Origin of the sequence: Caproicibacter sp. BJN0012 (genome assembly GCF_035986805.1) — a bacterium.
Classification (GTDB): Bacteria; Bacillota; Clostridia; order Oscillospirales; family Acutalibacteraceae; genus Caproicibacter.
Genome location: NZ_CP142518.1, coordinates 3,406,095 through 3,431,071, shown reverse-complemented (window position 1 = coordinate 3,431,071; position 24,977 = coordinate 3,406,095). Strand labels below are relative to the sequence as shown.

The following is a 24,977-nucleotide window of genomic DNA, read 5'->3' as shown; positions in this document are numbered from 1 at the left end:
TTGCTTAAAAAATAATTACCCGGTATACTTATTTTATAATTGAAACGGGGCCCGGCGACTGAGTCGGGCAATTTCTATTTTTATGGAGGAATTCGAACATGGCAGACAGTACATCGTCGGCGATCCATCCCAAGGGCGACTTTTTCAACCTGAAGGGGAACGGCACGGACGTCCGCACGGAGATCCTTGCGGGGCTCACCACATTTTTCACCATGGCTTATATCATTTTCGTCAATCCGGCCATTCTGGGCGACGCGAAGATGGACAAGGGCGCGGTGATGCTGGCAACCTGCATCGCATCGGCAATCGGCACCCTGATGAGCGGCCTTCTGTCGAACTATCCGCTGGCACAGGCTCCGGGCATGGGGCTGAACGCGTTCTTCGCCTACACGATCTGCGGCACTTACGGCTTTTCCTGGAGGGCCGGGCTGGCCGCGGTTTTCATTTCCGGCACGCTTTTCATTCTGATTACGGCGAGCGGCATCCGTGAGAAGATCGTGGACGCCATTCCGCTTTCAATGAAAAGGGCCATCAGCGGCGGCATCGGGCTGTTTATTTCGATTGTCGCGCTCAAAGGCGCCGGGATCGTCGCGCCGAGCGAATCCACCATCATCACGCTCGGGAACTTTACGGCTCCGTCCACGGCGCTTGCCCTGATCGGAATTTTCATTACGGTGCTGCTGGTTGTTTACGGCGTGAAGGGCGGCCTTTTCATCAGCATCGTTGCCACCAGCCTCGTTGGCGCCGTCATGCAGTTCGGTTTCGGCGCCAACGTCGGAATCGCCAAAGGCCTCTCGACCGGCAGTTCCCTCGCGCCGACTTTCGGACAGTTCCTGAACGGATTTCCGGAACTGCTCCATACAAACGAGGGCTTTGGCGTGGCGCTCTTCTCGCTGATCGCGGTTCTTATCTCCCTGACCATGGTAGACATGTTCGACACGGTCGGCACGTTGTACGGCACGGCGGGAAAAGCCGGTTTCCTCACTCCGGAGGGCAAGCTGCCGAACGCGACGCGGGCCATGATGGCCGACGCCATTGCGACCGCGGTCGGCTCGGTGTTCGGGACCTCCACGGTGACGACCTATGTGGAATCCAGCGCGGGAATTTCAGAAGGCGGAAAAACGGGCCTGACGAGCGTGACGACTGCCATCTGTTTTATCCTCGCGATTTTCCTTTCCCCGTTCCTCGGGTTTATCCCGGGCTCCGCGACTTATCCGGTCCTGCTGATTGTCGGCGTGATGATGATCGGGGGCGTGAGGGATGTCGACTGGGACGATATGGAGACCGCCATTCCCTGCTTCCTGACCATTGCCATGATGCCGTTTGCCTACAGCATTTCGGAGGGCATTGCGTTCGGGAGCATCAGCTACTGCTTCATCAAGCTGGTGCGCGGCAAAGCGAAAGAGGTCAGCCCGATCCTGTATATCATCGCGGTGCTGTTTATCATTCGCTATGTTTTGGAATACGTTCATTTTTAGACTGTGCGTACCAAAAAAACCTCGTTCCATTTCGGAACGAGGACTTTTTTTAGTGAAATTAGTTGATGGAAATTCCCGCGCTGGCATGCCCCCAGACCGTGTTGATCGAAGTGATGCCCAACGCGGATGCGGAGAAGACCATTAGAAGGCTTGTCTGCGCGGTGACGGGAACGGCAAGGCCGCTCGTGATGCCGCTCACGGGAGTCCCGATGGGGACCGTGCCGCTCAGTGCCGGCAGGCTGACGAAAGCCCCGGGAACCGGCGAGAATGTGTTGTTTACGATCGCCGAGCTGTACAGCTGGGCGGTGATCACGAGGGAGGTGCCTGCTAGGGAGAGCGCCGCCGTTGTGCTGAAGAAGGCGGCGACGGAAGTGACGATCCCGCTGCGCGGCATGGAGAACGCGAAGTTGGCAAGATCCGATAAGTCGATGGATCCGAGAAGGAAGGCGCCGGGCGCGCTCACGCCAAAAGCGACCAGCCCGACAGTACCGGGCGCGCCCCCCGCCACCGTTGTCAGAGTGACCGGCGTGCCGGAAGCGAATGGAATGATTGCCGAGGAACCGGCCGGTCCGGCTGTTCCGGCCGGGCCTCTCGGACCGATCGGTCCCCGGGGTCCCGGAGGGCCCGCCGGACCGGGGTCCCCCGTGAACCCCTGAAATCCCATTGGACCCCGCGGCCCGGGAGGCCCGGGAAGTCCCGGAGAATTCGAAGGACGCGAAGGGCTGAAGCGCCCGCCGGTTCCCAAAATGGCCGGGGCGGAATTTTCGGCCGCGTTACGGCCGCTGCGGTTTGAAAAACCATGATTGCAACCCAAAAGATCCCCTCCTGCTGTCAGACGGATATACCGGTAAGCAAACGGTACACCTTTTCTACCATTCTATGTAATCAATTCTTTTCTGCCAATAAAAAATTAAGATGCAGGAACGGAATTTTCGCGCAAGGGTATAAAAAGGCTTCCCACTTCCGGCATGCCGGAACCGGGAAGCAATCTTTTAGCAGGAAATGCGAACGGCTGTAATGCTGGCGAAGGAAACAGTCGAAGCGGCGCTCACCGTCAGAGAGACGATTCCGCCGGCAGGGACGCTGACAATCGCCTGGCCGCTGTAGCCGGTGTCCGTGGTTGTGACCACTGTTGAACCGGCGACTTGGAACCCGTTGAGGGAAAGGCTGATTGTGGTGCCCGCTACAGGAGCGGTCAGGGAAATCTGGTATTGAATCAGATAGATACCCGGCTTGGAGAACAACAAGGCCCCGTTGGAAAGGACGATGTCCGGAGTGGAGCTGCCAGCCCCGAAGACCACGCCGTTACCCGCTGCAACGGCCTGTGATGCGGTGGTGTAATAAAATGCGTAGGACGGAACCCTGGGATCGCAAACGGGAGGAGTGGGGGGGCAGGGACAGGGACAGGGCGGGCAGGGATCAGGCGGGCAGCACGGGCAGCACGGCTGGATCGGAACGAACGCGGGGATCACCCGATGGCACGGGTTGAGATCATTATAACTAAAACAGCTCAAGAAAAAGCCTCCTTTTCGCAAAGACTGAAACGGCCGAAATAGACCGTTCTCTGTATATACTATGCGGGAAAAGAGAATTTGTCTGCTGCACGATCGTTTTCCGCGTGCCTTTTTGCGTCCGTTATGGTACAATAACCTGAAAAGCGGAGAAAGCGGAAGGGCGGAGGAACGCATGAAAAAAGCGCTTGTTACGGGGGCCTCCGGCGGAATCGGGCGGGCGGTGTCCGCCCGGCTCGCCGCCGAAGGCTACCGGATGGTGCTGCACTACCACAAAAACGAGAAGCGCGCGCGCAGCCTGCTGGAAGAGCTGACGCGCGCTCACGGCGGGGAAGCCGCCGTTCTGGCGCGGGCGGATCTTTCCGATTCCGCTCAGGTGGCGGAACTGTTCCGCGCCGCGGGAAAAGTCGATCTGCTGGTCAACAATGCGGGCATTGCCCAGCAGAAGCTGTTCACCGACCTGACGGACCGCGACTGGGACGAAATGTTCAATGTGGATGTGCGCGGCGTGTTCCTTTGCTGCCGCGCCGTCCTTCCGGCCATGATCCGGGAAAAGAGCGGCTGCATCATCAATATTTCATCCATGTGGGGGCAGGTCGGCGCATCCTGCGAGGTGCATTACTCCGCCGCCAAGGCAGCCGTCATCGGCCTGACGAAGGCTTTGGCCAAGGAGGTCGGCCCTTCCGGCATCCGGGTCAACTGCATCGCCCCCGGGGTGATCGCCACGGAAATGAACGCGGGTTTTTCCGGGGAAACGATGGAACAGCTTCGGCGGGAGACCCCGCTGTGCCGGATCGGTTCGCCGGAGGATATCGCGCAGGCCGCGGCGTTCCTCGCATCGCCGCAGGCCGGGTTTATCACCGGCCAGGTGCTTGGGGTCAGCGGCGGAATGGTGATCTGACCATCCGGGCAGCCCGCCGGCGGGATAAGCTGAAGCGCTTTAGCCGGTAATGGCGGGACGGGTTCGGGTGCCGCCCGCTGAGCGGCGCCGCACGCCTTAGACCTCGGTGAGGAGGATTTCGCAGTCGCCCTTGACGGTATAGCGGCCGAATCCCGCGGGAATGAAGATGCTGTCCCCTTTTCCAAACGGGAGAAGCGCCCTGCCGCGGTCCAGAAGCACCGCGTCGCCGTCCAGACAAACAAGGGACTGAAAGCTCTTTTCGCCCGCGCACAGCGTGTATTCCGTAATTTTCATGTGGGTGACGGTAAAATATTCACAGGAGGAAAGCAGCTGCCGGACGCACCCGGGTTCCGCGATTTCTTCTCCCTGCGGGCCGACGGGGCGTTCGGGCCGGCAGCGGCGCGTAACGTCGAGCGCCTGCGGAATGTGGAGCTCGCGGGGCTTCCCGTCGGCTCCAAGCCGGCCGTAATCGGAGATACGGTAGGTCAGGTCGGAGTTCTGCTGGACCTCGGCGATCAGGATTCCGGCGCCGATGGCGTGAAGCGTGCCGGATTCAATCAGCAGGACGTCCCCGGGCTCCACCATGACCTTGTTGAGGACTTCGGGCAGCGTGTTGTTTTCGATCCGCTCGCGGAATTCTTCCTTTGAAATCTCGTGATCGAAGCCATAGTAAAGGAACGCGCCCTTCTCGCGGCCGATGACATACCACATTTCGGTTTTTCCGGACCCGCCCTCATGCGCGCGCGCGTACGCATTGTCCGGGTGAACCTGAATGGAAAGGGCTTCCTTCGCGTCGATCAGCTTGATCAGCACGGGAAAATCCGGGAATTTTTCGCAGTCCGTGCCCAGAACCCTGCGGCCGGCCCTGCCGATATATTCCGCGAGGGTCAGGCCCCTGCATTCGCCGTTTGCGATGACGGCCGGGCCGTTCGGGTGGCAGGAAAGGACCCAGCTTTCCGCGACCTTCCGCGCCGCGCTGTTCTGATGATATTCGGTTCTCAGCCGGGTGCCGCCCCAGAGGTAATCCTTGCAGGCGGCGTTCAGGCGGATGGGATACGGCGTATTCATTTTTATCACTCCTCACAACAAGATATAACGTATGTTGAGACTCTGTTTTCAAAGATATCTACGAAAATTATACCCCGTTTCATGGGAAAATACAATTTGATCCATTGGGAAGAATCCGTGAAAAGAGCCGCTTGCCGGACGGGATTTCCGGTAAGCGGCCTCTCTTTTTTGCTCTGTCCTCCGTCAGATGAACAGATTGGTGTCGGACTGCTCCGCGGCGCCCAGGAAAGTGGCGACCCCGGCGACTTCCACTCCGTCGATCAGCTCTTCCCTGCGGATTCCCATGATATCCATGGACATCTGGCACGCGACGATCCTGACGCCGGAGTCGATGGCGGACTGAAGAAGCTCTTCCAGGGAAGAGACGTTTTTGCGCTTCATCACGCCGCGGATCATCTTCGGTCCCATGCCGAGCATGTTCATGCGCGAAAGACCCAGCTTTTGCGTCCCGCGCGGCATCATGGCCCCGAACATCTTCTCCATAAAGTCTTTTTTGACGCCGACGCGGTTGCTTCTGCGCAGAACATTCAGCCCCCAGAAGGTGAAGAACATGGTGACCTTCCGGCCCATGGAGGCCGCTCCGTTCGCGATGATCAGCGAAGCGATCGCCCGGTCCAGGTCGCCGCTGAACACGATGATGCTTTTGTCGCTGCCGCCCGCGGGCTGCGCGGCCGCGGGGGAAGCGGGGGCGTATTTCTGCACGCGTACCTCATAGGCGGCGCCGTCCCGCTTTGTTCCGAGCAGGCGGTTCCCGGTCCGTTCGCACCAGACGCCGATGTCGGAGACGAATCCGGGGTCCGTCGCGCGGATGCGCAAAATCTCGCCCTCTGCCGCCGCTTTGACCGCCTGCGCCGTTTTCATGATCGGTCCGGGGCACTGCAGGCCGCAGGCGTCCACCTCGATTACGGTTTCATTGCCGGAAAGAGGCAGGTCGCAGGACTTTGCCGGTCCGCCGCCTTTTTTCATGCCGATGCAGTCGGTCGGCGAGGGGGCGTCCGGTTTATCGTGCGCGTCGCGCCAGGTCTTGATGCCGCCGCTCAGATTGTAGCAGTCAAACCCGTGCTGCGTCAGAATGCGGCACGCGACATAGCCGCGCAGGCCGACCGCGCAGTACGCGTAGACCGGTTTGTCCTTCGGCAGCTCGGAAAGACGGCTTCTTAGTTCGTCGACCGGGATATTGACGGCGCCGTCGATCATTCCGGTCGAGGCTTCCTCCGGCGTGCGGACATCCAGCAGCGTGACCCTGCCGCGGTCCAGGCTGTCGGTGTCTTCGGCGTAGAACGGCCTGACGTCGCCGCGCAGAATGTTGGCGGCGGTAAAACCCAGAATGTTCACCGGGTCCTTGGCGGAAGAATAGGGCGGCGCATAGCACAGCTCCAGCTTTTCCAGATCGTAGACCGTGCCGCCGAAATGAATGGCTGACGCGATCACGTCGATGCGCTTGTCGGCGCCCGCCGCGCCGACCGCCTGCGCGCCGTAGATTTTGCCCTCCGGCGAGAACAGCAGTTTCATGCTCAGCGGAACGGAATTCGGATAATAGGAAGCATGATCCGCCGGATGCACGTAGGTTTTCCGGTACGGCAGCTTCTGTTCCTTCAACTGTTTTTCGTTCAGGCCGGTGGATGCCGCCGTCAGGCCGAACACCTTCAGGACAGAGCTGCCGATGACGCCTTCAGCCCTGACGGTGCGGGCTCCCAGCACGTTTTCGCCCGCCGCGCGGCCCTGCCGGTTGGCCGGACCGGCCAGCGCCAGCAGGGTTTCCCCGCCGGTGAGGGCCTGCCGGACCTCGATCGCATCGCCGACGGCGTAGATGTCCGGGTCGCCGGTCCGGAACATGTCGTCGACCTTGATGCTGCCTTTGATTCCGAGCGGAAGCCCGGCATCCTTTACGAGGGTGCTGTCCGGCGCGACGCCGATGCTCAGAATCACCAGGTCTGCGGGAAGCTCCGTTTTGTCGGACAGTTTGACCGTGAGCCGGTCCTTTTGTTCAAAGCCCTCCACGCCGGTGTTAAAGCGGAGCCTGACGCCGTTTTCGCGCAGATGCCGGTGCAGGATCGCCGCCATTTCCGGGTCCAGCGGCGCGACGGCCTGCGGAAGGAACTCGACGATGGTGACGTTCAGCCCGCGCTCCTTCAGGTTTTCCGCCATTTCCACGCCGATGAAGCCCGCGCCGACCACAACGGCACTCCGCGCGCGATGCCCCGTGATGTATTCGTCGATGCGGAATGTGTCCGGAACGGTCCTCAGGGTGAAAATGCCGGGCAGATCAATGCCGGGAAGGGGAGGCCTCTTCGGGTTTCCGCCGGGGGAAAGAATCAGTTTGTCATAGTTCTCCTCGTATTCGGAACCATCCGCGTGGTTCAGGACCGTAACGGTCTTCTTTTCGCGGTTGACGGCGGTGACTTCGCTTTGGACGCGCACATCGATGTTGAACCGGCTGCGCAGGGTCTCCGGCTTTGTGACCAGCAGCCGGTCTTTGTCCTTGATGGTGCCGCCGATGTAATACGGAAGTCCGCAGTTTGCGTAGGAAACGTATTCCCCCTTCTCAAACAGAATGATCTGTGCGTCCTCGCTGAGCCTGCGCAGCCGGCATGCCGCGCTCGCGCCTCCCGCGACGCCTCCGACAATCAGTATCTTCATATCTGAATACCCCTTTCGTGTGATTTTAGGATTTGTCGTCCCGGATCAGTTCGATCCCTTTTTTCAGCGTGTCCTTGTCCATGGCGCCCGACTGCCCTCCGGCGACCGTCCCGTCCGCCCGGATGAAAACGGTCGCCGGGATGCCCGTCAGCCCGTAAGCGGACACCGCGTCCTGGTCCAGGTCGAAATAGGCGGGGAAGAGGTAGCCGTTCTCTTTTAAAAATGCCTCGCCTTTTTCCTGAGTTTCCTGCCGCCCGTCGGTCCAGTCTACAAAGAGGAATTGCACGTTGCCTTTTTCCTCTCCGTAAACTTCATTGAATTCGGGCATCTCCTGTTTGCAGTAGTAGCACCAGCTTGCCCAGAAGTTGAGAACGACCGGTTTTCCCCGGAAATCCGACAGGCGGACGGCTTTTCCGCCCGCGTCGTACACGGTGAAGTCCGGGGCCGCCGTGGCGGAAGAAGCCGCCTGGGAATCCGTGCCGGGAAGCTGCGTTTCAGGCCGGTATCGGGCGGAAAGCCCGGTGTAGGCAAAGTAGGCCGCAGCGAGAGCAGCGGCAAAAGCCGCGGTCAGCAGGAGTGTTTTCAGCTTTCTGTTCATGGCTCTCCCTCCTCAGGACAGCGGGACCAGCAGGCCCGCCGCGGTCAGAATTCCCACAAGGACCAAAAGGACTCCGGAAGCCGCCGTCACGGCCCGGTAATGGCGCTTGATCCAGTCGAACGAACGCTTCAGCCGGTCGATGAGCAGGGCGGCGGCCACAAACGGGATGCCGAGTCCCGCCGAATACGCGAACAGCAGGGCAATGCCCTGCGCGCTTGCGCCGCCCGCCGCCGCGAGCATCAGCGCGGAGCCGAGAAACGCGCCGACGCAGGGCGTCCATCCGATGGAAAACGCGGCCCCGAACAATGCGCAGCGGAAAAATCCGAGCTGCTCCGGCCGGTACCCTGAAACGCGGCTGCGGTTCAGGAAGCCGATCTTCAGGACTCCCATGAAATGAAGGCCAAACAGGATCATCACGGCCCCGGCGATCCATCCGACCGCTCGGGAGTGCTGGCGGACCGCCGCGCCGAACGTTCCGGCGAACGCGCCGAGCGCAAGAAAGACGGAGGTGAATCCGGCGGCAAACCCGAGCGCGTTTTTCAGCGCCGTTTGTTTGGAGGAAGAGTCCTGCCCGGCGAAGAAGGACGCGTAGGCGGGCAGCATGGGAAGCAGGCAGGGGGAAATGAAGGTGACAAAGCCTTCGAGAAAGGAAATCAAATATTCCATACAAAATTTCTCCTGCCTTTCCTTTTTTTAATTACGAGTATATAATAATCGCAGCATCTTATTTTTTCCGTGACAAAATCACACAGAGTTAAAAATTTAACTTTAACTTTGTGACGGCGTCACGGAAGGAACGGATAAAGAGAACTATGATAGACAGTAAAAAGATCGGAGGAACAGTCATGCCTGACGTGATTATCATGGGAGGCGGCCCCGCCGGAGTTTCCGCCGCACTGTATACGGTACGCGCAGGGCTTTCCACGACGATCCTCGCCTCCGGGGCGGGCGCGCTGGAAAAGTCGGACAGGATCGAAAATTATTACGGGTTTGCCGAACCGGTTTCCGGGCGGCGGCTTTTGGAAAACGGGATCGCGCAGGCAAAACGCCTCGGCGCGCGGATTGTGACGGATGAGGTGGTCGGCCTCTCCTGGGACGGGGAATTCCTGATTTCAACCAAGCGGAGCGCCTATCGCGCGCCGTTTGCCGTCATGGCGACGGGGGCTTCCCGCAGTACGCCCAAAATTTCCGGCCTGACGGAGTTTGAAGGGAAGGGCGTCAGCTACTGCGCCGTGTGCGACGGCTTCTTTTACCGGAAAAAACCGGTCGTCGTATTGGGCGCCGGCGATTACGCGCTGCACGAGGCGGCGGAGCTGCTTCCGGTTGCGTCGTCCGTCACGATTCTGACGGACGGGAAAGAGCCGCAGGCCGCGTTTCCGAAGGAAACGGCGGTGGAGACCCGGAAGATCGCGAAGCTGACCGGGGAAGGAACGCTTCACAGAATTCGGTTCGAAGACGGAACGGAGCTTGAAACAGCCGGCCTGTTTGTCGCGGTCGGCGTGGCGGGCAGCGCGGATCTCGCGCGGAAGGTCGGGGCTCAGGTCAACGGCGTTTCGGTGGCGGTGGACGAAAAGCGCCGCACGAACGTGCCGGGCTTGTACGCGGCGGGAGACTGCACCGGCGGATTGCTTCAGATTTCCAAAGCGGTGTGCGACGGGGCGCTGGCGGGCACCGACATCGTCAGGGAGTTCCGGCAGCGTGCCGCCGCACCTTCAGCCCGGATGTAAAACGTCTTTCGCGCCTGCGGCGGCCATGACAAAGGACTTTTTCCGGTTATAAGCGTATCATTCCCATCGGGAGCGCTCTGTCACAGCTTTCCGGAAAGCCCGTCGGGACGGAGGAAATTGCTCTCACTGCGGGCGCGTTATCGCATTATTTTTCATATGTGACAATGTTACGGAACTTTTTCCCTCTCCTTCATACAATACAGCAGAACTGAAATCAAATGCCAAAAAGGAGAGAGAACAATGGCGGCGATGACCATTACGAAAAAGAATATTCACAAGGTCCTGAATTCAGGCAAACCGGTGTTGATCGATTTCTGGGCCCCCTGGTGCGGACCGTGCCGCATGGCGGCCCCGATCGTCGACGAGGTGGCGAAAGAGACCGCGAAAAAGGTGCGTGTCGGAAAGGTCGATATCGACAGCGAGCCGGAGCTTGCGGAGCAGTTCGGCATCATGAGCATTCCGACGCTGGTCCTGCTGAAAGATAAAAAGGTGGCCGCCCGGTCCGTCGGGCTGCGGAGCAAGAAGGCCATCCTGGAAATGATCGGCACCTGAACCGGGCGGAGCGGTTGTGAAAATAAAATTTCGGGGAGAAGAGCCGGTTTCGGTTTTCCCCGATTTTTTTATGCGGCTTTTCCGGAAGCAATTTTTTGCGGGGCGTGGTATCATGAAGATGGAATCCTGTCCGGCGAAGGGAAAGAAAAAGATGGAACTTTCAAAAATCACGGAGCCGCTGCTCGGATGGTACGGCGAAAACGCAAGAAGCCTGCCTTGGCGGGACAACCCGACGCCTTACCGCGTGTGGGTCTCTGAAATCATGCTCCAGCAGACGCGCGTGGAGGCGGTCAGGCCCTATTTTGAGAGGTTTGTCCGCGAATTGCCCGATCTGCGCGCGCTGGCCGAAGTATCCGAAGACCGGCTCCTGAAGCTCTGGGAGGGACTTGGGTATTACAGCCGGGCGCGGAATCTGCAAAAGGCGGCGCGGGCGGTCCTGGAGCAATACGGCGGAGTCCTTCCAAGCGATCCGAAGGAGCTTCTCAAGCTGCCCGGAATCGGTGAGTACACCGCGGGCGCGATTTCTTCCATCGCCTACGGCAGGCCGGAGCCCGCCGTGGACGGCAACGTGCTGCGGGTGCTTGCGCGCCTGACCGCGGACGGAAGGGATATCCGCGGCGCCGCCGTGAAGCGGGGCGCGGCGGAGAAGCTGCGCGGCGTTTATCCCGCCGGGCGCAGCGGGGATTTCACCCAGGCGCTGATGGAGCTCGGCGCGACGGTCTGCCTGCCGAACGGCGCGCCGCTGTGCGCGGGCTGTCCCCTCTCCGCGCTGTGCGAAGGCCTGAAAACGGGGCAGGCCGCGTCGCTCCCGGTCGTTTCCCCGAAACCCGCGCGCCGGGAGGAGAAAAAAACGGTGTTTCTGATCCTGTGCGGAGGAAAAGCGGCGCTTCGGAAACGCCCGGAGACCGGTCTGCTGGCGGGCATGTGGGAGTTTCCCTGCGTGCCGGGGACGCTTTCGGCCGGGGAGGCGCGCCGGACCCTGGACGAATGGGGCTTTCCGGAGGCGGAAGCGGAGCCCCTGCCCGGGGCGAAACATGTTTTCACCCATGTGGAGTGGCACATGGCGGGATACCTTGCCCACACGAAGGAGCGGGCGGACGGCTTCTTCTGGGCGGGTCCCGAGGACCTGAGCGCCCGGTGCGCCGTACCCTCCGCCTACAAAAATTTCCTGCGCATCTTGAAGTCCCGGGGAGAACTGTGCTAAAATGGACCAGATTGATCGCATTGCTGTTGAAAAAGGGAGAATCGCCGGATGGTGTTGTCAAATGCCCGGAGGCAGTCTGTTTTTCTGATGATGGGGAGCGCGGTGCTCTGGAGCTTCTCAGGAGCGCTGATCAAGCTGCTTCCATGGAATCCGGTTGTGATATCGGCCTCCCGAAGTCTGCTGGCCGCGGGGGTCATTTTTCTTTATATCCGGTACGTCGGAATCCGGATCCGGGTCGACCGCTACTCCATGCTGAGCTGCATCACCATGTGCGGGCTGATGTTCTCCTTTGTCGTGGCGAACAAGCTCACGACGGCCGCGAACGCGATCGTGCTGCAATATTCTGCTCCCGCTTTCATCGTCGTTTTTTCCGCTGTTTTCCTCAAACAGCGGTTTCACCGCGCGGATGTGGTCGCGGTCGCGGGGACCATGTGCGGCATCGCGATGTTTTTCCTCGGCCGCCTGACGTTCGGCGGCTTGCTTGGCAACGGCATCGCGCTGTTTTCCGGCGTGCTGGTGGCGATCAATTATCTTGTGTCCGCCTGGGCGGACATGGATTCGCGCATGAGCGGCATTCTGTTCGCGCATCTCGCCACGGCCGTGGTCGGTCTGCCCGTGGCGTTTTTCTTTCCGCCCGAGCTTTCGGTGAGATGCGTTGCCGGGATTCTGGTCCTTGGGATCGTTCAGCTCGGCGTGCCCTATATTCTTTACGGGCTGGCCCTGAAGAACTGCCCGCCGCTCGCCTGTTCGCTCATCGGCGCGCTGGAGCCGCTTTTGAACCCGGTCTGGGTTTTTCTGTGCTATGGGGAGGCGCCGGGGCCGTATGCGCTGTTCGGCGGGGCCGTGGTGCTGATATCTGTCACCGGGTGGTGCGTGTGGCGCGACCATTTCGTCGCTTCGCATTCCGGTACATAAAATATACTTTCAGGAGGTCGGCAGGATGAAAACAAGGAAAATTGTGGTCATTGGGGCGGGGCACGTGGGGTCGCACTGCGGCTTCAGCCTGATTACGCAGGGAGTCTGCGACGAGCTTGTGTATATCGATACGGACAAAGACAAGGCCGTCGCCCAGGCGATGGACCTTGCGGACGCGACGGTATATCTCCCGCACCACGTCAACGTGCGTGCGGGCGGCTACGACGAGCTTTCGGACGCGGACATTTGCGTCATGGCCGCGGGTCCGCTGCCGGACGGGAAACAGACCAGAATGGATACCCTCGGCGCGACCATCAAAGAGATGAAAACCATCGTCGGCCCGATGAGGGATTCCGGCTTTTCGGGGATGCTCGTCAGCATCTCGAACCCGGCCGACGTGATCGCGCACTATCTGCAGGCGCACACCGGCTTTCCCGCGAAGCGCGTGATCTCGACCAGCACGACGCTGGATTCCGCCCGCCTGCGCAGAGAGCTTTCAGAGCGCACGGGTCTGGACCAGAAGTCCATTCACGCCTATGTGATGGGCGAACACGGGGAGTCCCAGATGGTGCCGTGGTCGAACGCGGCCGTCGCGGGGATCCCGCTTTTCGACCTGATGAAACGGGATCCGGAGACCTATGGAAAACTGGACCTGAACGAAGTGGCGGAGGCGGCCAGAAAAGGCGGCTGGACCGTTCTCCACGGAAAGAAGTCGACGGAATTCGGCATCGGCACGGCGCTTGCGGAAATCGTCAAGACCATCTTTCACGACGAAAAAAAGATCCTTCCGGTTTCCTGCCTGCTGGAGGGACAGTACGGTCAGAAGGACGTCTACGCCAGCATCCCGGCGGTCCTCGGCGCGGGCGGCGTGGAACGGATCGTCGAAATTGATCTGACGCCGGAGGAACGGAAACGTTTCGCAGATTCCTGCGAAACGATGCGCAGGAACTTTGAACTTGCGATGAGCATGTAAATTTTCCCGGATGACAGGCTCCGCCGCTGCGGCGGGGCTTTTCTATTGGGACGCTTGTAATATGGCGGGCGAAACGATATAATAATATTATTCGAAACGTGTCGAATCACGGGAAAGGGGAATCGGAATGGCCAAGGTGATTTCAATTTCCAATCAAAAGGGAGGAGTCGGCAAAACGACGACGACCTGCTCTCTGGCCGCGGGGCTGAAAAAGAGGGGCTACCGTGTTTTGGCGATCGATCTCGACCCGCAGGGGAATCTCGGGTTCAGCGTAGGGGCCGACTCGGAGACCAGCGCCTCGATTTACGACGTGCTGAAAGGCGAGGTCAAAACCCAGTACGCGATCCAGAAAACGGACAGCATGGACATCATTATTTCCAGCATCCTCTTAAGCGGGATCGAGCTGGAATTTACCAATACGGGGCGCGAATTTCTGCTGAAAGAAGCAATCAGGCCGATTCAGCCGTTCTACGATTATATTCTGCTGGACACGCCCCCGGCGCTCGGAATCCTGACCATCAACGCCTTTACCGCGTCGGACCAGATCATCGTGCCGATGCTTTCCGATATTTTCAGCCTTCAGGGCATTGCGCAGCTCTACGAGACCGTGGAACGCGTCAAAAAATACTGCAACCCGAATCTGGCGATCGCGGGGATTCTGCTGACGCGGTACAACCCGCGCACGCGCCTGAGCCGGGAGGTCCGCGGAACGGCGGAACTGATCGCGGAGGACCTGCACATCCGGCTGTTCGACAGCTTTATCCGCAGCAGTGTTTCGGCCAGCGAGGCGCAGTCGCTTCAGCAGAACGTGTTTGAATACGATTCCCACAGCCATATCGCGCAGGACTACGGCAGACTGATCGACGAGCTGCTCGCAAAGGGGGTTTGACGGCTCATGCCGAGGTCGAAAAAAGAGATCGACAAGGAACTGATGTATAAAAAGCTGATGCCGTCCCAGTCGAAGCAGAGGCAGCCCATGGAGGAAACCGAACCGGTCAATGAGGCGGCCGCAGCGCAGGGGACGGATGCCGGCGAAGCTTCCGAACGCGAAACGCCCGTGCGGCACCGCACGCCGGAGCCCCATAAGATCAGCGTTCCCTCGCTGGACAGCCGCCAGACGGAAGTGGTCAACATTATGGAAGGGATCGTTCTGAGCAAGCTGGATTCGGTTCTGTCGAGGTTCCAGTGCTGCCGCTGCGACCGGTGCAAAAAGGATATTGTGGCAATGGCGCTCAACAAGCTGCCGCCGAAGTACATGGTGCTTTCCAGCGGCCAGGTCCCGCCGGATATCGACGCCCAGACCAACGCACAGGTCGTTACGGCGATGATTCAGGCGACCATCCGGGTGCGGGCGAAGCCCAGGCACTGATAACCGTTTTATTTTCCCCCGGGAGCGCATTTCGCGCGGCCTTGGGGTATGATAGTATTGTAACAGTGATTTCGATTGCGAACGGAGGTTTTTGCAATGCGGAACGAAATTGAAGAACAGGCCCGCGGGGCCGTGACGGAATTTCTGGATGCCGTTACGCTGAGGCCGGGCGACATTCTGGTGGTCGGATGCTCCTCCAGTGAGATCTGCGGGAAGAAGATCGGCTCCGGTTCCAGCGAGGAGACGGCGAACGCGGTGTTCGGCGCGATTTATCCCATTTTGAAGGACAGAGGGATCTATCTCGCGGCCCAGTGCTGCGAGCATCTGAACCGCGCGATCGTCCTGGAGAAGGAAGCGGCTGAAAAATACGGTCTGCCCATCGTCAACGCGGTGCCCCAGCCCAAGGCGGGCGGTTCATTCGCCACGGCGGCCTACCGTGCCTTCCAGCATCCGGCGGCGGTGGAGTCCGTTCAGGCGAACGCCGGGATGGACATCGGCGACACGCTGATCGGGATGCACCTGCGCCCGGTCGCGGTGCCGGTGCGGCTGAATGTGAAAAAGATCGGAGAGGCGAATCTGGTCTGCGCGAGGACCAGGCCGAAATATATCGGCGGAGAGCGGGCGCACTACGACCCGGAGCTCGGCTGAAAACAAAATAATAGGCGCCCCGGCACATTTTCCACGTGCCGGGGCGGTTTTTTGTGCGCTTAAATAATTCCCGGAAACAGCCGCCAGGTGTGCTTTTGATAGGTTTCAAATTCCGCGCCGAACTGACCGGAGAGCGCTTTTTCCTCCTTGCGGATGCGGACCCCGTAACAGACGGCGCAGAGGACGAGAACGGCGACCGGGGCAAGCGCGCTGCGCAGGCAGAACGCGATTCCCAGCAGACTGAGGATGCTTCCCGTATACGCCGGGTTCCGGAGGAAGCGGTAAAGCCCGGTTGTAATCAGGCGCTGGCCGTCGGCAATCTGCACGTTCAGCGTAAAGGCACGTTTCAGAGCCCATACGGCGGCGGCCCGCAGGACGGCTCCGCCGACCAGAAGCACCATGCCGAAAAAATAGAATGCATGGGGAAGCAGCAGGCTTTGCATCTCAGCGGGGACGGCGTGGCTGCGAAGCAGAAGGCTCAGGTAGACGCTGCCCGCCCAGCCGAACACGAGCAGCCACATCGAAGGGTCCGGCTTTACCCGCTCGCCGTGCCGCGCCCAGCGGCTTGAGGTGAACAGCCAGACCAGAAATTCGACGGCGCACAGAAAATAAAACGCGATGTTAAACCAGAAATATTCCGAGGCGCTTGAAAAATCAGAAGGATTCCCCATGATGACAGGCTCCTTTCCAAAGGGAATATTATGATTGCCGGATTTCCACGCGTCGGATCAGCAGGAAAGCGGCCCCGGAGAACAGGGCGGCGAGGACGAGATGCGCCGCAAGGTCGGAAACAGGGTTCATCATGCATGCCATCCACCATTGCAGGACGCTCAAAAACGCAGCCGTGATGCGCCCTCCGGTGATATTCTGGTCAACCGCGGGCAGAACAACCAGCAACAGGACGGGAATTCCGGCGGAGAAAACCAGTTTCTGCGCCCGGTTCATCCGGTAATACAGCATGGACAGAAACAGGCCGAACAGCGCGAAGACAAGGTAGGCGCAGAAGCACCAGAGTAAATTTTTCAGGAGCAGGGAAGCGGTCAGCACGGGTGCGGAGGAGAGACGGCCCGTAACGGAAAAGCTCGCCAGACTATGCAGGCCGGTGGCGTACATCGGCCGGTAGTCCATGAACAGGGAGAAAATCACCGTGTTGACGGTGTCGATCAGCGCGGTGCAGGCCGCGGTGATTCCAAGGGAAAGAACCACGCCGGAAAAAACGCGGTGCCGCGAAACGCCGTTGGCCGAATAGAACGGAAAGTATTCCCTGAAACAGTTGAGGCCGACGATAAAAATGGTGATGATTGTCGCCAGCTCAAGCCCGGAGGTATGCAGCTGAACCTGCCCGCCGCTGCGGTAAGTCAGTTCATAAACCACATTCAGGGCTACCGTCGCGTAGACAATCAGGTACATAATCCGGAAAATCCGGTAAACATGCCGGAGTTGAAGCCGGATGATCGGTTTCAGATTCATTCGTGATTCTCCTTCCGCGGAGTTCCCGTCAGTTCGATGAACAGCTTTTGCAGGTCCGTTTTCTCAAAGGTGAGATCTTCCCCCAATGCGGCGGCGTCCGGTTTTCCGCGCAGGTAAACGGTTTTCAGGCCGCCGAACTGCTCGGAGCCGATCACTGTCTTTCCTTCGGCATACCGGCCGGCCGCCTCCGCCGGGCCGCGCACCTGGTACGAGTCCTCCAGTAAGGTTTCCACGTCCTCGTTCAGGATGAGTTTTCCGCGCTTGAGCATGACGGCGCGGTCGATCAGCTTCGCGGCCTCTTCAATCAGGTGGGTCGAAAAAATGACAAGGCGCGGATGCTCCGAGAAGTTCCGGACCAGTTCGCGGTAGAACAGCTCGCGGTTCCCGGCGTCCATCCCCAGGACCGGTTCGTCCAGCAGCAGGGCTGGGGCGCGGGTGGCCAGAGCCGCCGTCAGCTTCAAAATGGTTTTGTATCCGGTGGAAAGCCTGCCGTTTTTTGCGCCGGGGTCCAGCTCGAAACGGTCGGCGAGTTCCATCGCGTAGGAAAGGTCGAAGCCGGAATAAAAATCGGCGGTATAGCGGAAAATATCCTTCACGCACAAACCGTCGGGGAAATAATTTGCCTCCGACATGCAGTAGATTCTGCCGAGCGCGCGGTCGTTTTCCCAGACCGGTTCGCCGTCGGCCAGAATTTCGCCCTCCGTGGGGAACAGCCGGCCCGCAATCAGGTTCAGAAGCGTGCTTTTTCCCGCGCCGTTGCGTCCGAGAAGACCATAGATATGACCGTCTTCCAGCGTAACGGTGACGTGGTCCAACGCCGTTTTGCCCTGAAAGCGTTTGGTCACGCCCTTTAGTTCAATTCGCATCCTTAAAACCTCTCTTTATCAGTTCCGCCGTATCCTCCGGTCCAAGGCCCAGCTTTCCGGCTTCCCGCACCAGCGGGAGGACAAAGGCGCGGAAGAAAGACTGTCTGCGTTTTTCCTGAATCCGCTGTTTCGCGCCGGGAGAAACGAACATGCCGACTCCCCTGCGCTTGTAAGCGACGGATTCTTCCACCAGCAGATTGATGCCCTTCAGCGCGGTGGCGGGATTGATCTTGTAGTTGACCGAGATTTCCGTAGTGGAAGGAATCTGTTCTTCCTCCCTGAAAGCGCCGCTTAAAATGGCGTCCTCCAGCTCTTCGGCAATCTGCTGGAAAATCGGTTTGTCATTTGAAAAATCGGGAGGCACATCGGTCACTCCTCATTAGTTAATTACTCATGTAACTAACTGTATAACAATCGGACAATTTTGTCAATACCCCGTTTTCCGCATTTTTCCGCCGGCCGGCAAACGCGAAACTGTGCCGGAACCTTGTTTCCCGAACCAAAGCATGCTATAATAAAAACTCAATAAAGCTGCGGCGGCGCGAATGCGTCCGCCGAAGAAAACGGACAAGGAGGGCCGTGCCGGATGAAGGACGTTTTCCACTCCAACGGATTTAAAATTTTAATTATCACCGTTTTCGTCCTGTTTGGGCTGATGCTGACCACCGCAGGCTCGGGCGGCTCGTTCCTGACGGACGCGTTCGGCTTCCTTTCCACGCCGATGGAGCGCGTCAGCACGCTGGTCACGAACAACGCGGCGGCGACGGCCCAGTCTGCAACGCAGTCGAAGGAAGAACTGGAAGCGGAAAACGAACGCCTGAAACAGCAGGTGGACGAGCTGAACCGCAAACTGATCAATTATTATACGTACCAGCAGGAAAATGCGCAGCTGCGCAAATTCCTTGAATTAAAAAACGACAACAAGGACTTTAAACCGGTTTCCGCCGCGGTCATCGCCCGCGACCCGTCCAGCCTGTTCTATCAGTTTACCATCGATCAGGGTTCCCTGGCCGGGATCTCCGTATACGATCCCGTCATAACGGAAAGCGGCGTTGCGGGATGGATTTCCTCCGTCAGCGCGAATTACAGCAGGGTGACCACCATTCTTTCGCCGGACACAAAGATCAGCGCAATGGACAAAGTGAACCGGGAAAGCGGTGTGGTCGCAACCGATATCAAGCTCGCCGATCAGGGTGTCGTCAAGCTCGGCTATCTGTCCGCGGACACGAAAGCCAAAGCGGGAGACATCGTTGTGACGAACGGCCTTGGCGGGATCTATCCCCGCGACCTTGTGGTCGGGACCGTGAAAAGCGTGAAGAACGATCCGTACGACGTCTCCCTTTACGCGGAGGTCACGCCTTTTGTCGATGTCAAGACCGTGCGCGACGTGATGGTGATCACGTCGTTCCAGGGCCAGGGCCAGGCGCTGGACGACGATACAAAATCGTCTTCCCCGCCGTCTTCCTCATCTTCCTCTCAAGGGGGAAAATGACATGAGCGGGACGACAAAATTGAAAGTGATCCGCTTTTTTGCGTATTCTTTGGAATTGCTGGTGCTGTTTGTGCTGCAGGAAACTCCCGGGCTGATTCCGCCGATCGAATCGGCGCGTCCGGTGCTGGTGCTCCCGGCGGCGCTTTCCATTGCCCTGTTTGAAAGCGAGACCGCCGCCATGGCGTTCGGGCTCGCGGGCGGGCTTCTGATCGATTTCGGCTTCGGCAGCATGCTGGGGTTTCACGCGCTGCTTCTGGCGGGGGGATGCTATCTGATTTCCCTGATCGCAGCGAATCTGTTCCAGACGAATTTCTTTTCCGCCCTGCTGCTCACGGCCGCCGCGTCGGCCGCGACGTTTCTGCTGCAGTGGGTGTTCTTTTTTGTGATGAGCGGATACGAGCACGCGGGCTATGCGCTTTTGGTCCGCTATTTGCCTCTCTTCTGCTACACGACGGCGTGCATGCCGCTCACATATTATTTCAACCGCGCGCTTGCGCTGCAGATCCGCTCAAAGGAGGAATGACGATGGAAGAAGAGAAAACCGGCGGCCGGGGCCGCCGCCTTTTTGCCGGACTGCTGGTGCTTGCAGCCCTTTTCGTCTATGCGTTGCGGCTGTTTGACTGGCAGATCGTCAACGGGGCCTCCTTTTTGGAAAAGGCGGATAAGTCCAGCCTTTATCAGGTGGAGATGGATACCTCCCGCGGCGAGGTCCTGGATTCCGCCGGAAACGGGCTGGCGGTCAACCGAACCGGTTATGCCATCGTGTTCGACAAGGCCTACCTGACGGAGGAGACGGAGAACCAGACGATCCTGACGCTGATCCGCCTGTTGGATTCCAAGGGAGAAAAATGGGTGGACGAGCTGCCGATCACGGTGAATTCGAAAGGGGAATACGAGTTTGTCTCCGGGGAGGACAAGGAGATCAAGACGCTGAAGTCAAAGGATTTTCTCAATGTGGAGTCCTATGCGACGGCCGCCCAGTGCATGCAGCATCTGACCGACCGGTACGAGTGCGGCGGATATTCCGCGAAGGATACGCGCGACATCGTCTCCGTCCGGTACAATATGACGAAATCCGGCTTTTCCGTTTCGGCGCCCTATACGTTTGCAAGCGACATCAGCAAGGACACGGTGGGGGTCTTAAGTGAAAATTCCATGAAACTGCCGGGTGTCCAGACAAAGCTGACCACGGTGAGGGAATACCCGGACGGCACTTTGCTGCCGCACATTCTGGGCACGATCGGCTCCATTTCCGCCGAAGAGTGGAAGACGCTCAAGGACAAGGGCTACGCCTACAACGACCGCATCGGAAAGAGCGGGATCGAGCAGGCGTTTGAAAGTACCCTGCGCGGCAAGAGCGGCGAGAAGGTCGTTGAACTGACCGGGCAGGGGAACGTCGCCTCCGAAACGGTGACCGCCTCTCCGCAGCCGGGGGAAACCGTTTATCTGACGATCAACAGCAACCTTCAAAAGGTCCTCAACACTTCGCTCGCGCAGAACATCAAGGCGACGCGCGAGTACGGGCGGACGCTGTGCGCTCAGCGTTACCAGGGCTCTTCCAGCGGGCACGGCGAAGACTGCGTGGCCGGCGGCGCGGTGGTGCTGCGCGTCAGCGATTTTGCGGTTCTCGCTGCGTCCACGTTTCCGACTTACGACGAGAACGAATATCTCAGCGATACCAATTACTACAGTCAGCTGCTTCAGGACAAAAACCTTCCGCTCATCAACCGGGCGTTCAACGGAATTTTCACCCCGGGGTCGATCGTCAAGCCCTATGTGGCGCTGACCGCCCTGCAGGAAAAGTCGATCACCACCTCCACCCGGATTCTGGGCAACAGCCTGTACACGCGTTTTTCGGACGTCGGGCTGCCGCTGAGAAGCATCGGCAACTACGGCATGATCACCGCGAACTACGCGATTGAAAAATCCAGCAACTCGTTTTTCTACGAGGTCGGCTACCGCACCGGCATCAGCACGCTGAACCTTTATGCGCCGCGTTTCGGCCTCGGTGCGAAGACGGGGATCGAGCTGAGCGAGAACGCCGGCGTTCTCGCCGGCCCGGCGGAGCGCAGCGCTTCCGGCGGATCGTGGTGGGACGCGGATACCGTCGAGGCGGCGGTGGGCCAGAGCGACAACCAGTTCACCCCGCTGCAGCTCGCGACTTATGTTGCGACGATCGCGAACAACGGGAAGCGTTTAAAATCCCATGTTGTGGATAAAATAACCAATTATGCGAGGGACAAGGTCATCTCCCAGACGAAGCCGCAGGAGGTGGAGAACATCGGCGTCGACCAGAGCTATATCGACTATGTCAAGGCGGCCATGCGCAGCGTGGCGACGGCCGGCACCGCCTCGTCGATCTTTAAGAACTACGGGATTCCGATCGCGGCGAAAACCGGCACGGCGGTTCTGACCCCGCACTCCGACAATGTCACCTTCATCGCGTTCGCCCCCTACGACCATCCCCAGATTGCGGTCGCGGTGGTGCTGGAACACGGCGCGACCGGCAAGTACTGCATGACCGTCGCGAAGGATGTCCTCGACGCCTATTTTTACGGCAAAACCGTGGATGGGAACGGAAATCTGGTCATGCCGTCCGCTTCCGGGCAGGCAGGGCAGAACGCTTCTTCCGGCGCTTCGTCGTCCGCGTCTTCGCAGCGATAGCGGAAAGCGTCGCACTGTAAAATTTGTGAAAACAGACAGCTAAAATGCTTTACTCTTATCATTTGTTGTGGTAATATGGGTAATATGAGGGACTAACTATGGATTCGGTAACAGTCATTACATCGGGAAAAGGCGGGGTCGGCAAGTCGACGGTCACGGCGTCTGTCGGGGCCGCCCTCGCTGCACGGGGAAAGCGCGTACTGCTGATCGACTGCGACGCCGGCCTTGGAAGCCTGGACCATATGCTCGGTGTCCTCGACCACCGTGTGTTCGACATCGCGGATGTCGTTTCCGGCGCGGCGGAACCCGCGAAAGCGGTTTACCCAAGTGCGTTTGAGCCGAATCTTTTCCTGCTTTCCGCTCCGGGGACGGAAGAGGACGTTGTCAGCCCGGAAGTGATGCGGCAGCTCGTCGGGGTCCTTTCCCGGTATTACGACCATATCCTGATCGACAGCCCGGCGGGGATCGGGCAGGGCTTTTTCAGCGCCGCGGCCGCGGCCCGGAGGGCGCTGGTTGTGGCGACGCCTGACCCGGTCAGCCTGAGGGCGGCGGCCCGTGCCCGGCGGAGCCTGGAGGAGGCCGGAGTCCGGCAGCAGAGGCTTGTGGTCAACCGGTTTTCCGGCGTCCGGTTCCGGGCGCAGAAGTGCTACGGGGACCTGGACTCCGTGATCGACGCCGCGGGCGTCAGGCTGATCGCCGTGATTCCGGAGGATCCGCTTCTGGCGGCGGCGACGCTGAAGGCGCAGGCCGCGCCGGAGACTTCGCCCGGAGCGCTCGCGGCGGGGCGTCTGGCCGCCAGGCTGGAGGGCGAACAGGTGCCTCTCCCCTCAGTGAATCGATTTTAATGTTGATTTTTGGAGGATCAATTTATGAATATTGCATTAATTGCTCACGACGCGAAAAAAGAGCTGATGGTTCAGTTTTGCATCGCATACTGCGGCGTCCTGAGCCGCCACTCGCTTTGTGCCACGGGGGCGACGGGAAAATTGGTTTCGGAGGCGACCGGTCTTGAGATCCAGCGGTTCCTGGGAGGCCCCCAGGGGGGCGACCAGCAGATCGCGGCGAGGATCGCCTGCAACGAGGTGGACTTGCTCCTGTTTTTCCGCGACCCGCTGAACCCCAAGCCCCACGAGCCGAACGACATGAATCTGCTGCGCCTGTGCGACGTGCATAATATTCCGGTCGCGACGAACATCGCGACGGCGGAGGTCTTGATCCACGGGCTGGAGCGTGGCGATCTGGACTGGCGCGACATTCTGAACCCGAAAGGCTGATTTTCCGGCTGGGAACGGAAGGAGTAACCGGGGTTTCTGCACAGCGAGGGTCCGCCGCGGCTGAGAGCGGGCCTGCAAAACGAGACCTCTGCGAAGACATCCGGGAGCCGTTTTCCGCCCCAGGAGGGGCGAGCGAAAGGGGGGCCGTTTCCGGCCCCTGAAAAAGGGTGGCACCACGAGAGGAAACTCCCTCGTCCCTTTCCATTGGGACGGGGATTTTTTGTTATAATATGAAAAACCGCGGCTGTGCCGGGGAGTTACTATTTATTTTCTGAAGAAAAGGAGCCGTTTATGGAACAGATCAAGGCACAGAGAGGGACAAAGGATATTCTTCCCGGAAAGAGCGGGAGCGTGAAGGCGGAGGAGATCAGCGAATGCTGGCAGGCGGTGGAGGAAGTCATGCGGGAGGAAGCCGCCGTGAACGGGTTTTCGGAGATCCGGACCCCTGTGTTTGAGGACACCCGCCTGTTCCGGCGCTCCGTGGGGGAAACCACCGACGTGGTACAGAAGGAAATGTATACGTTTGAGGACAAGGGGAAGCGCTCCGTCACGCTGAAGCCGGAGGGCACCGCCGGGGTGGTGCGGTCGTATCTGGAACACGGGCTGTACAACAGCCCCGCGCCGCAGAAATTTTATTACCTAACCCCCTGTTACCGTTACGAGAAAGCGCAGGCGGGCCGCCAGCGCGAATTCCACCAGTTCGGCGTGGAGATTTTCGGCACGCCGATGCCTTTGGCGGACGCCGGGCTGATCGCGTTCGCGCACGGTTTATTCGACCGGCTCTGCGTCAAAGGCCTGAAGCTGAAGATCAATTCGATCGGCTGTCCGGACTGCCGCGCGGAGTACTCCAAGGCGCTGAAAGCCTATTTTACGGAGCGGAAGGACCGGCTCTGCGAGACCTGTCTTTCCCGCCTTGAACGGAACCCGATGCGGATTCTGGACTGCAAGGAGCCGGACTGCGCCGAGGCTGCGAAAGACGCCCCGCGCATTCTCGACTATCTGTGCGATGACTGCAGGGCGCATTTCGACGGGGTCAAATCGGCGCTCGATTCCGTTCATATCTCCTATGAGATCGACCCGGCCATCGTTCGCGGCCTGGATTACTACACCCGCACGGTATTCGAGTTCGTATCCTCCGATCTCGGCGCACAGAGCACCGTCTGCGGCGGCGGCCGGTACGACGGGCTGGTGGAGGAGATGGGCGGAAAGCCGACCCCCGCGCTGGGATTCGGCCTCGGCCTCGAACGCCTGCTGATGGTGATGCAGGCGCAGAAAGTGGAATTTCCGGAGCCGCAGCCCTGCGAGCTGTATATCGCTTCCATCGGAGAGGCGGCGCAGCGCACGGCGTTCCGCATGGCGCAGGGACTGCGCGAGTGTTCCGTCGCGGCATTCTGCGACGAAATGGGCCGCAGCCTGAACGCCCAGATGAAATACGCGGACAAGCTCGGCGCGCAGTTTACCCTGGTTGTCGGCGACGACGAGCTCGATCAGGGGCTGGGCGTAATCAAGAACATGAAAACGGGAGAAAAGACGAAGGTCAATCTGAACAACGACTTTGAGGGGCAGTTCGCGGCGATCAGCGCGCAGGCAGAAGACGACGAAAGCCTCTCTTTTTAGGGAATCGGGG

At 59.6% G+C, this 24,977-nt stretch carries 26 protein-coding genes; 16 read left to right on the top strand and 10 right to left on the bottom strand.

What is annotated here, in order from left to right:
* Positions 1 to 98: 98 nt before the first annotated feature.
* The gene (locus tag VA597_RS16950; RefSeq protein WP_128744053.1) at positions 99 to 1,478 is read left to right on the top strand and encodes an NCS2 family permease; all 1,380 of its coding nucleotides are present in this window, start codon (positions 99 to 101) and stop codon (positions 1,476 to 1,478) included.
* A 58-nt stretch (positions 1,479 to 1,536) separates the two neighbouring features.
* Here the strand turns inward: VA597_RS16950 and VA597_RS16945 are convergent, their stop codons facing one another.
* Both VA597_RS16945 and VA597_RS16940 read right to left on the bottom strand, forming a co-directional pair.
* Positions 1,537 to 2,142 (bottom strand): exosporium glycoprotein BclB-related protein, encoded by a 606-nt coding sequence (locus VA597_RS16945; protein WP_326974894.1) that lies wholly within the window; start codon positions 2,140 to 2,142, stop codon positions 1,537 to 1,539.
* Between the two features lie 328 nt (positions 2,143 to 2,470).
* On the bottom strand, positions 2,471 to 2,992 hold the full coding sequence (locus VA597_RS16940) for a BclA C-terminal domain-containing protein (protein WP_128744051.1): 522 nt from the start codon (positions 2,990 to 2,992) through the stop codon (positions 2,471 to 2,473).
* Positions 2,993 to 3,164: 172 nt separating this feature from the next.
* Between VA597_RS16940 and ymfI the strand changes: the two genes are divergently transcribed.
* Complete coding sequence (gene ymfI, locus VA597_RS16935; RefSeq protein ID WP_128744050.1) at positions 3,165 to 3,890, top strand: elongation factor P 5-aminopentanone reductase; 726 nt, start codon at positions 3,165 to 3,167, stop codon at positions 3,888 to 3,890.
* A 96-nt stretch (positions 3,891 to 3,986) separates the two neighbouring features.
* Here the strand turns inward: ymfI and VA597_RS16930 are convergent, their stop codons facing one another.
* The 4 genes from VA597_RS16930 to VA597_RS16915 form a co-directional block, all read right to left on the bottom strand.
* The gene (locus VA597_RS16930) at positions 3,987 to 4,958 is read right to left on the bottom strand and encodes a type I phosphomannose isomerase catalytic subunit (RefSeq protein ID WP_128744049.1); all 972 of its coding nucleotides are present in this window, start codon (positions 4,956 to 4,958) and stop codon (positions 3,987 to 3,989) included.
* A 183-nt stretch (positions 4,959 to 5,141) separates the two neighbouring features.
* A complete protein-coding gene (locus tag VA597_RS16925; RefSeq protein ID WP_128744048.1) occupies positions 5,142 to 7,598 on the bottom strand; it encodes a DsrE/DsrF/DrsH-like family protein in 2,457 nt (818 codons plus the stop codon).
* A 25-nt stretch (positions 7,599 to 7,623) separates the two neighbouring features.
* Entirely contained in the window at positions 7,624 to 8,196 is a 573-nt protein-coding gene (locus VA597_RS16920) for a TlpA family protein disulfide reductase (protein ID WP_128744047.1), read from the bottom strand.
* A 12-nt stretch (positions 8,197 to 8,208) separates the two neighbouring features.
* Positions 8,209 to 8,862, bottom strand: a complete 654-nt coding sequence (locus VA597_RS16915; protein ID WP_128744046.1) for a cytochrome c biogenesis CcdA family protein — start codon at positions 8,860 to 8,862, stop codon at positions 8,209 to 8,211.
* Positions 8,863 to 9,041: 179 nt separating this feature from the next.
* Between VA597_RS16915 and VA597_RS16910 the strand changes: the two genes are divergently transcribed.
* From VA597_RS16910 to VA597_RS16875, 8 genes are all read left to right on the top strand, one after another.
* Positions 9,042 to 9,923: an NAD(P)/FAD-dependent oxidoreductase gene (locus VA597_RS16910; RefSeq protein ID WP_128744045.1), complete on the top strand. Its 882-nt coding sequence runs from the start codon at positions 9,042 to 9,044 to the stop codon at positions 9,921 to 9,923.
* 213 nt (positions 9,924 to 10,136) lie between these two features.
* Entirely contained in the window at positions 10,137 to 10,475 is a 339-nt protein-coding gene (gene trxA / locus VA597_RS16905; protein ID WP_326975692.1) for a thioredoxin, read from the top strand.
* Positions 10,476 to 10,587: 112 nt separating this feature from the next.
* Positions 10,588 to 11,679 carry an A/G-specific adenine glycosylase gene (mutY, locus tag VA597_RS16900; RefSeq protein ID WP_243112556.1) on the top strand — a complete coding sequence of 364 codons (1,092 nt, stop codon included), beginning with the start codon at positions 10,588 to 10,590 and terminating at the stop codon, positions 11,677 to 11,679.
* A gap of 48 nt (positions 11,680 to 11,727) precedes the next feature.
* Positions 11,728 to 12,594, top strand: coding sequence for a DMT family transporter (locus VA597_RS16895; RefSeq protein ID WP_128744043.1), 867 nt, complete (start codon positions 11,728 to 11,730; stop codon positions 12,592 to 12,594).
* Positions 12,595 to 12,619: 25 nt separating this feature from the next.
* Positions 12,620 to 13,567 carry an L-lactate dehydrogenase gene (locus tag VA597_RS16890; RefSeq protein ID WP_128744042.1) on the top strand — a complete coding sequence of 316 codons (948 nt, stop codon included), beginning with the start codon at positions 12,620 to 12,622 and terminating at the stop codon, positions 13,565 to 13,567.
* Between the two features lie 127 nt (positions 13,568 to 13,694).
* A complete protein-coding gene (locus VA597_RS16885) occupies positions 13,695 to 14,456 on the top strand; it encodes a ParA family protein (protein ID WP_128744041.1) in 762 nt (253 codons plus the stop codon).
* Positions 14,457 to 14,462: 6 nt separating this feature from the next.
* Entirely contained in the window at positions 14,463 to 14,936 is a 474-nt protein-coding gene (locus VA597_RS16880) for a late competence development ComFB family protein (protein WP_128744040.1), read from the top strand.
* Between the two features lie 96 nt (positions 14,937 to 15,032).
* Positions 15,033 to 15,584, top strand: a complete 552-nt coding sequence (locus VA597_RS16875; protein WP_128744039.1) for a TIGR01440 family protein — start codon at positions 15,033 to 15,035, stop codon at positions 15,582 to 15,584.
* A 59-nt stretch (positions 15,585 to 15,643) separates the two neighbouring features.
* On the opposite strand, the gene VA597_RS16870 is transcribed toward VA597_RS16875, so the two are convergent.
* Genes VA597_RS16870 through VA597_RS16855 form a run of 4 tightly spaced genes read right to left on the bottom strand, consistent with a single transcriptional unit; the run spans position 15,644 to position 18,284 of the window.
* A complete protein-coding gene (locus VA597_RS16870; protein WP_128744038.1) occupies positions 15,644 to 16,255 on the bottom strand; it encodes a methyltransferase family protein in 612 nt (203 codons plus the stop codon).
* Positions 16,256 to 16,283: 28 nt separating this feature from the next.
* Positions 16,284 to 17,054, bottom strand: coding sequence for a hypothetical protein (locus VA597_RS16865; protein WP_128744037.1), 771 nt, complete (start codon positions 17,052 to 17,054; stop codon positions 16,284 to 16,286).
* Complete coding sequence (locus VA597_RS16860; protein ID WP_128744036.1) at positions 17,051 to 17,920, bottom strand: ABC transporter ATP-binding protein; 870 nt, start codon at positions 17,918 to 17,920, stop codon at positions 17,051 to 17,053. Before VA597_RS16860 ends, VA597_RS16865 begins: the two co-directional genes overlap by 4 nt.
* Positions 17,910 to 18,284, bottom strand: a complete 375-nt coding sequence (locus VA597_RS16855) for a GntR family transcriptional regulator (RefSeq protein ID WP_128744035.1) — start codon at positions 18,282 to 18,284, stop codon at positions 17,910 to 17,912. The genes VA597_RS16860 and VA597_RS16855 overlap by 11 nt, the downstream gene beginning before the upstream one ends.
* A gap of 222 nt (positions 18,285 to 18,506) precedes the next feature.
* Between VA597_RS16855 and mreC the strand changes: the two genes are divergently transcribed.
* The 6 genes from mreC (at position 18,507) to hisS (ending at position 24,967) form a co-directional block, all read left to right on the top strand.
* On the top strand, positions 18,507 to 19,412 hold the full coding sequence (gene mreC / locus VA597_RS16850) for a rod shape-determining protein MreC (protein ID WP_128744034.1): 906 nt from the start codon (positions 18,507 to 18,509) through the stop codon (positions 19,410 to 19,412).
* 1 nt (position 19,413) lies between these two features.
* On the top strand, positions 19,414 to 19,935 hold the full coding sequence (gene mreD / locus VA597_RS16845; protein WP_128744033.1) for a rod shape-determining protein MreD: 522 nt from the start codon (positions 19,414 to 19,416) through the stop codon (positions 19,933 to 19,935).
* Between the two features lie 2 nt (positions 19,936 to 19,937).
* Complete coding sequence (locus VA597_RS16840; RefSeq protein WP_128744032.1) at positions 19,938 to 22,076, top strand: penicillin-binding transpeptidase domain-containing protein; 2,139 nt, start codon at positions 19,938 to 19,940, stop codon at positions 22,074 to 22,076.
* A 98-nt stretch (positions 22,077 to 22,174) separates the two neighbouring features.
* Complete coding sequence (locus tag VA597_RS16835) at positions 22,175 to 22,921, top strand: P-loop NTPase (RefSeq protein WP_128744031.1); 747 nt, start codon at positions 22,175 to 22,177, stop codon at positions 22,919 to 22,921.
* A gap of 24 nt (positions 22,922 to 22,945) precedes the next feature.
* Positions 22,946 to 23,350: a methylglyoxal synthase gene (locus VA597_RS16830; protein WP_128744030.1), complete on the top strand. Its 405-nt coding sequence runs from the start codon at positions 22,946 to 22,948 to the stop codon at positions 23,348 to 23,350.
* Between the two features lie 291 nt (positions 23,351 to 23,641).
* Positions 23,642 to 24,967 carry a histidine--tRNA ligase gene (gene hisS, locus VA597_RS16825; RefSeq protein WP_128744029.1) on the top strand — a complete coding sequence of 442 codons (1,326 nt, stop codon included), beginning with the start codon at positions 23,642 to 23,644 and terminating at the stop codon, positions 24,965 to 24,967.
* Positions 24,968 to 24,977 lie beyond the last annotated feature (10 nt).

Coding starts and splice junctions, on each gene's coding strand:
- VA597_RS16950 (WP_128744053.1), top strand. CDS start 99: ATGGCAGACAGTACATCGTCGGCGATCCATCCCAAGGGCGACTTTTTC.
- VA597_RS16945 (WP_326974894.1), bottom strand. CDS start 2,142: ATGGGATTTCAGGGGTTCACGGGGGACCCCGGTCCGGCGGGCCCTCCG.
- ymfI (WP_128744050.1), top strand. CDS start 3,165: ATGAAAAAAGCGCTTGTTACGGGGGCCTCCGGCGGAATCGGGCGGGCG.
- VA597_RS16930 (WP_128744049.1), bottom strand. CDS start 4,958: ATGAATACGCCGTATCCCATCCGCCTGAACGCCGCCTGCAAGGATTAC.
- VA597_RS16925 (WP_128744048.1), bottom strand. CDS start 7,598: ATGAAGATACTGATTGTCGGAGGCGTCGCGGGAGGCGCGAGCGCGGCA.
- VA597_RS16920 (WP_128744047.1), bottom strand. CDS start 8,196: ATGAACAGAAAGCTGAAAACACTCCTGCTGACCGCGGCTTTTGCCGCT.
- VA597_RS16915 (WP_128744046.1), bottom strand. CDS start 8,862: ATGGAATATTTGATTTCCTTTCTCGAAGGCTTTGTCACCTTCATTTCC.
- VA597_RS16910 (WP_128744045.1), top strand. CDS start 9,042: ATGCCTGACGTGATTATCATGGGAGGCGGCCCCGCCGGAGTTTCCGCC.
- mutY (WP_243112556.1), top strand. CDS start 10,588: ATGAAGATGGAATCCTGTCCGGCGAAGGGAAAGAAAAAGATGGAACTT.
- VA597_RS16895 (WP_128744043.1), top strand. CDS start 11,728: ATGGTGTTGTCAAATGCCCGGAGGCAGTCTGTTTTTCTGATGATGGGG.
- VA597_RS16890 (WP_128744042.1), top strand. CDS start 12,620: ATGAAAACAAGGAAAATTGTGGTCATTGGGGCGGGGCACGTGGGGTCG.
- VA597_RS16885 (WP_128744041.1), top strand. CDS start 13,695: ATGGCCAAGGTGATTTCAATTTCCAATCAAAAGGGAGGAGTCGGCAAA.
- VA597_RS16880 (WP_128744040.1), top strand. CDS start 14,463: ATGCCGAGGTCGAAAAAAGAGATCGACAAGGAACTGATGTATAAAAAG.
- VA597_RS16875 (WP_128744039.1), top strand. CDS start 15,033: ATGCGGAACGAAATTGAAGAACAGGCCCGCGGGGCCGTGACGGAATTT.
- VA597_RS16870 (WP_128744038.1), bottom strand. CDS start 16,255: ATGGGGAATCCTTCTGATTTTTCAAGCGCCTCGGAATATTTCTGGTTT.
- VA597_RS16865 (WP_128744037.1), bottom strand. CDS start 17,054: ATGAATCTGAAACCGATCATCCGGCTTCAACTCCGGCATGTTTACCGG.
- VA597_RS16860 (WP_128744036.1), bottom strand. CDS start 17,920: ATGCGAATTGAACTAAAGGGCGTGACCAAACGCTTTCAGGGCAAAACG.
- mreC (WP_128744034.1), top strand. CDS start 18,507: ATGAAGGACGTTTTCCACTCCAACGGATTTAAAATTTTAATTATCACC.
- mreD (WP_128744033.1), top strand. CDS start 19,414: ATGAGCGGGACGACAAAATTGAAAGTGATCCGCTTTTTTGCGTATTCT.
- VA597_RS16840 (WP_128744032.1), top strand. CDS start 19,938: ATGGAAGAAGAGAAAACCGGCGGCCGGGGCCGCCGCCTTTTTGCCGGA.
- VA597_RS16835 (WP_128744031.1), top strand. CDS start 22,175: ATGGATTCGGTAACAGTCATTACATCGGGAAAAGGCGGGGTCGGCAAG.
- VA597_RS16830 (WP_128744030.1), top strand. CDS start 22,946: ATGAATATTGCATTAATTGCTCACGACGCGAAAAAAGAGCTGATGGTT.
- hisS (WP_128744029.1), top strand. CDS start 23,642: ATGGAACAGATCAAGGCACAGAGAGGGACAAAGGATATTCTTCCCGGA.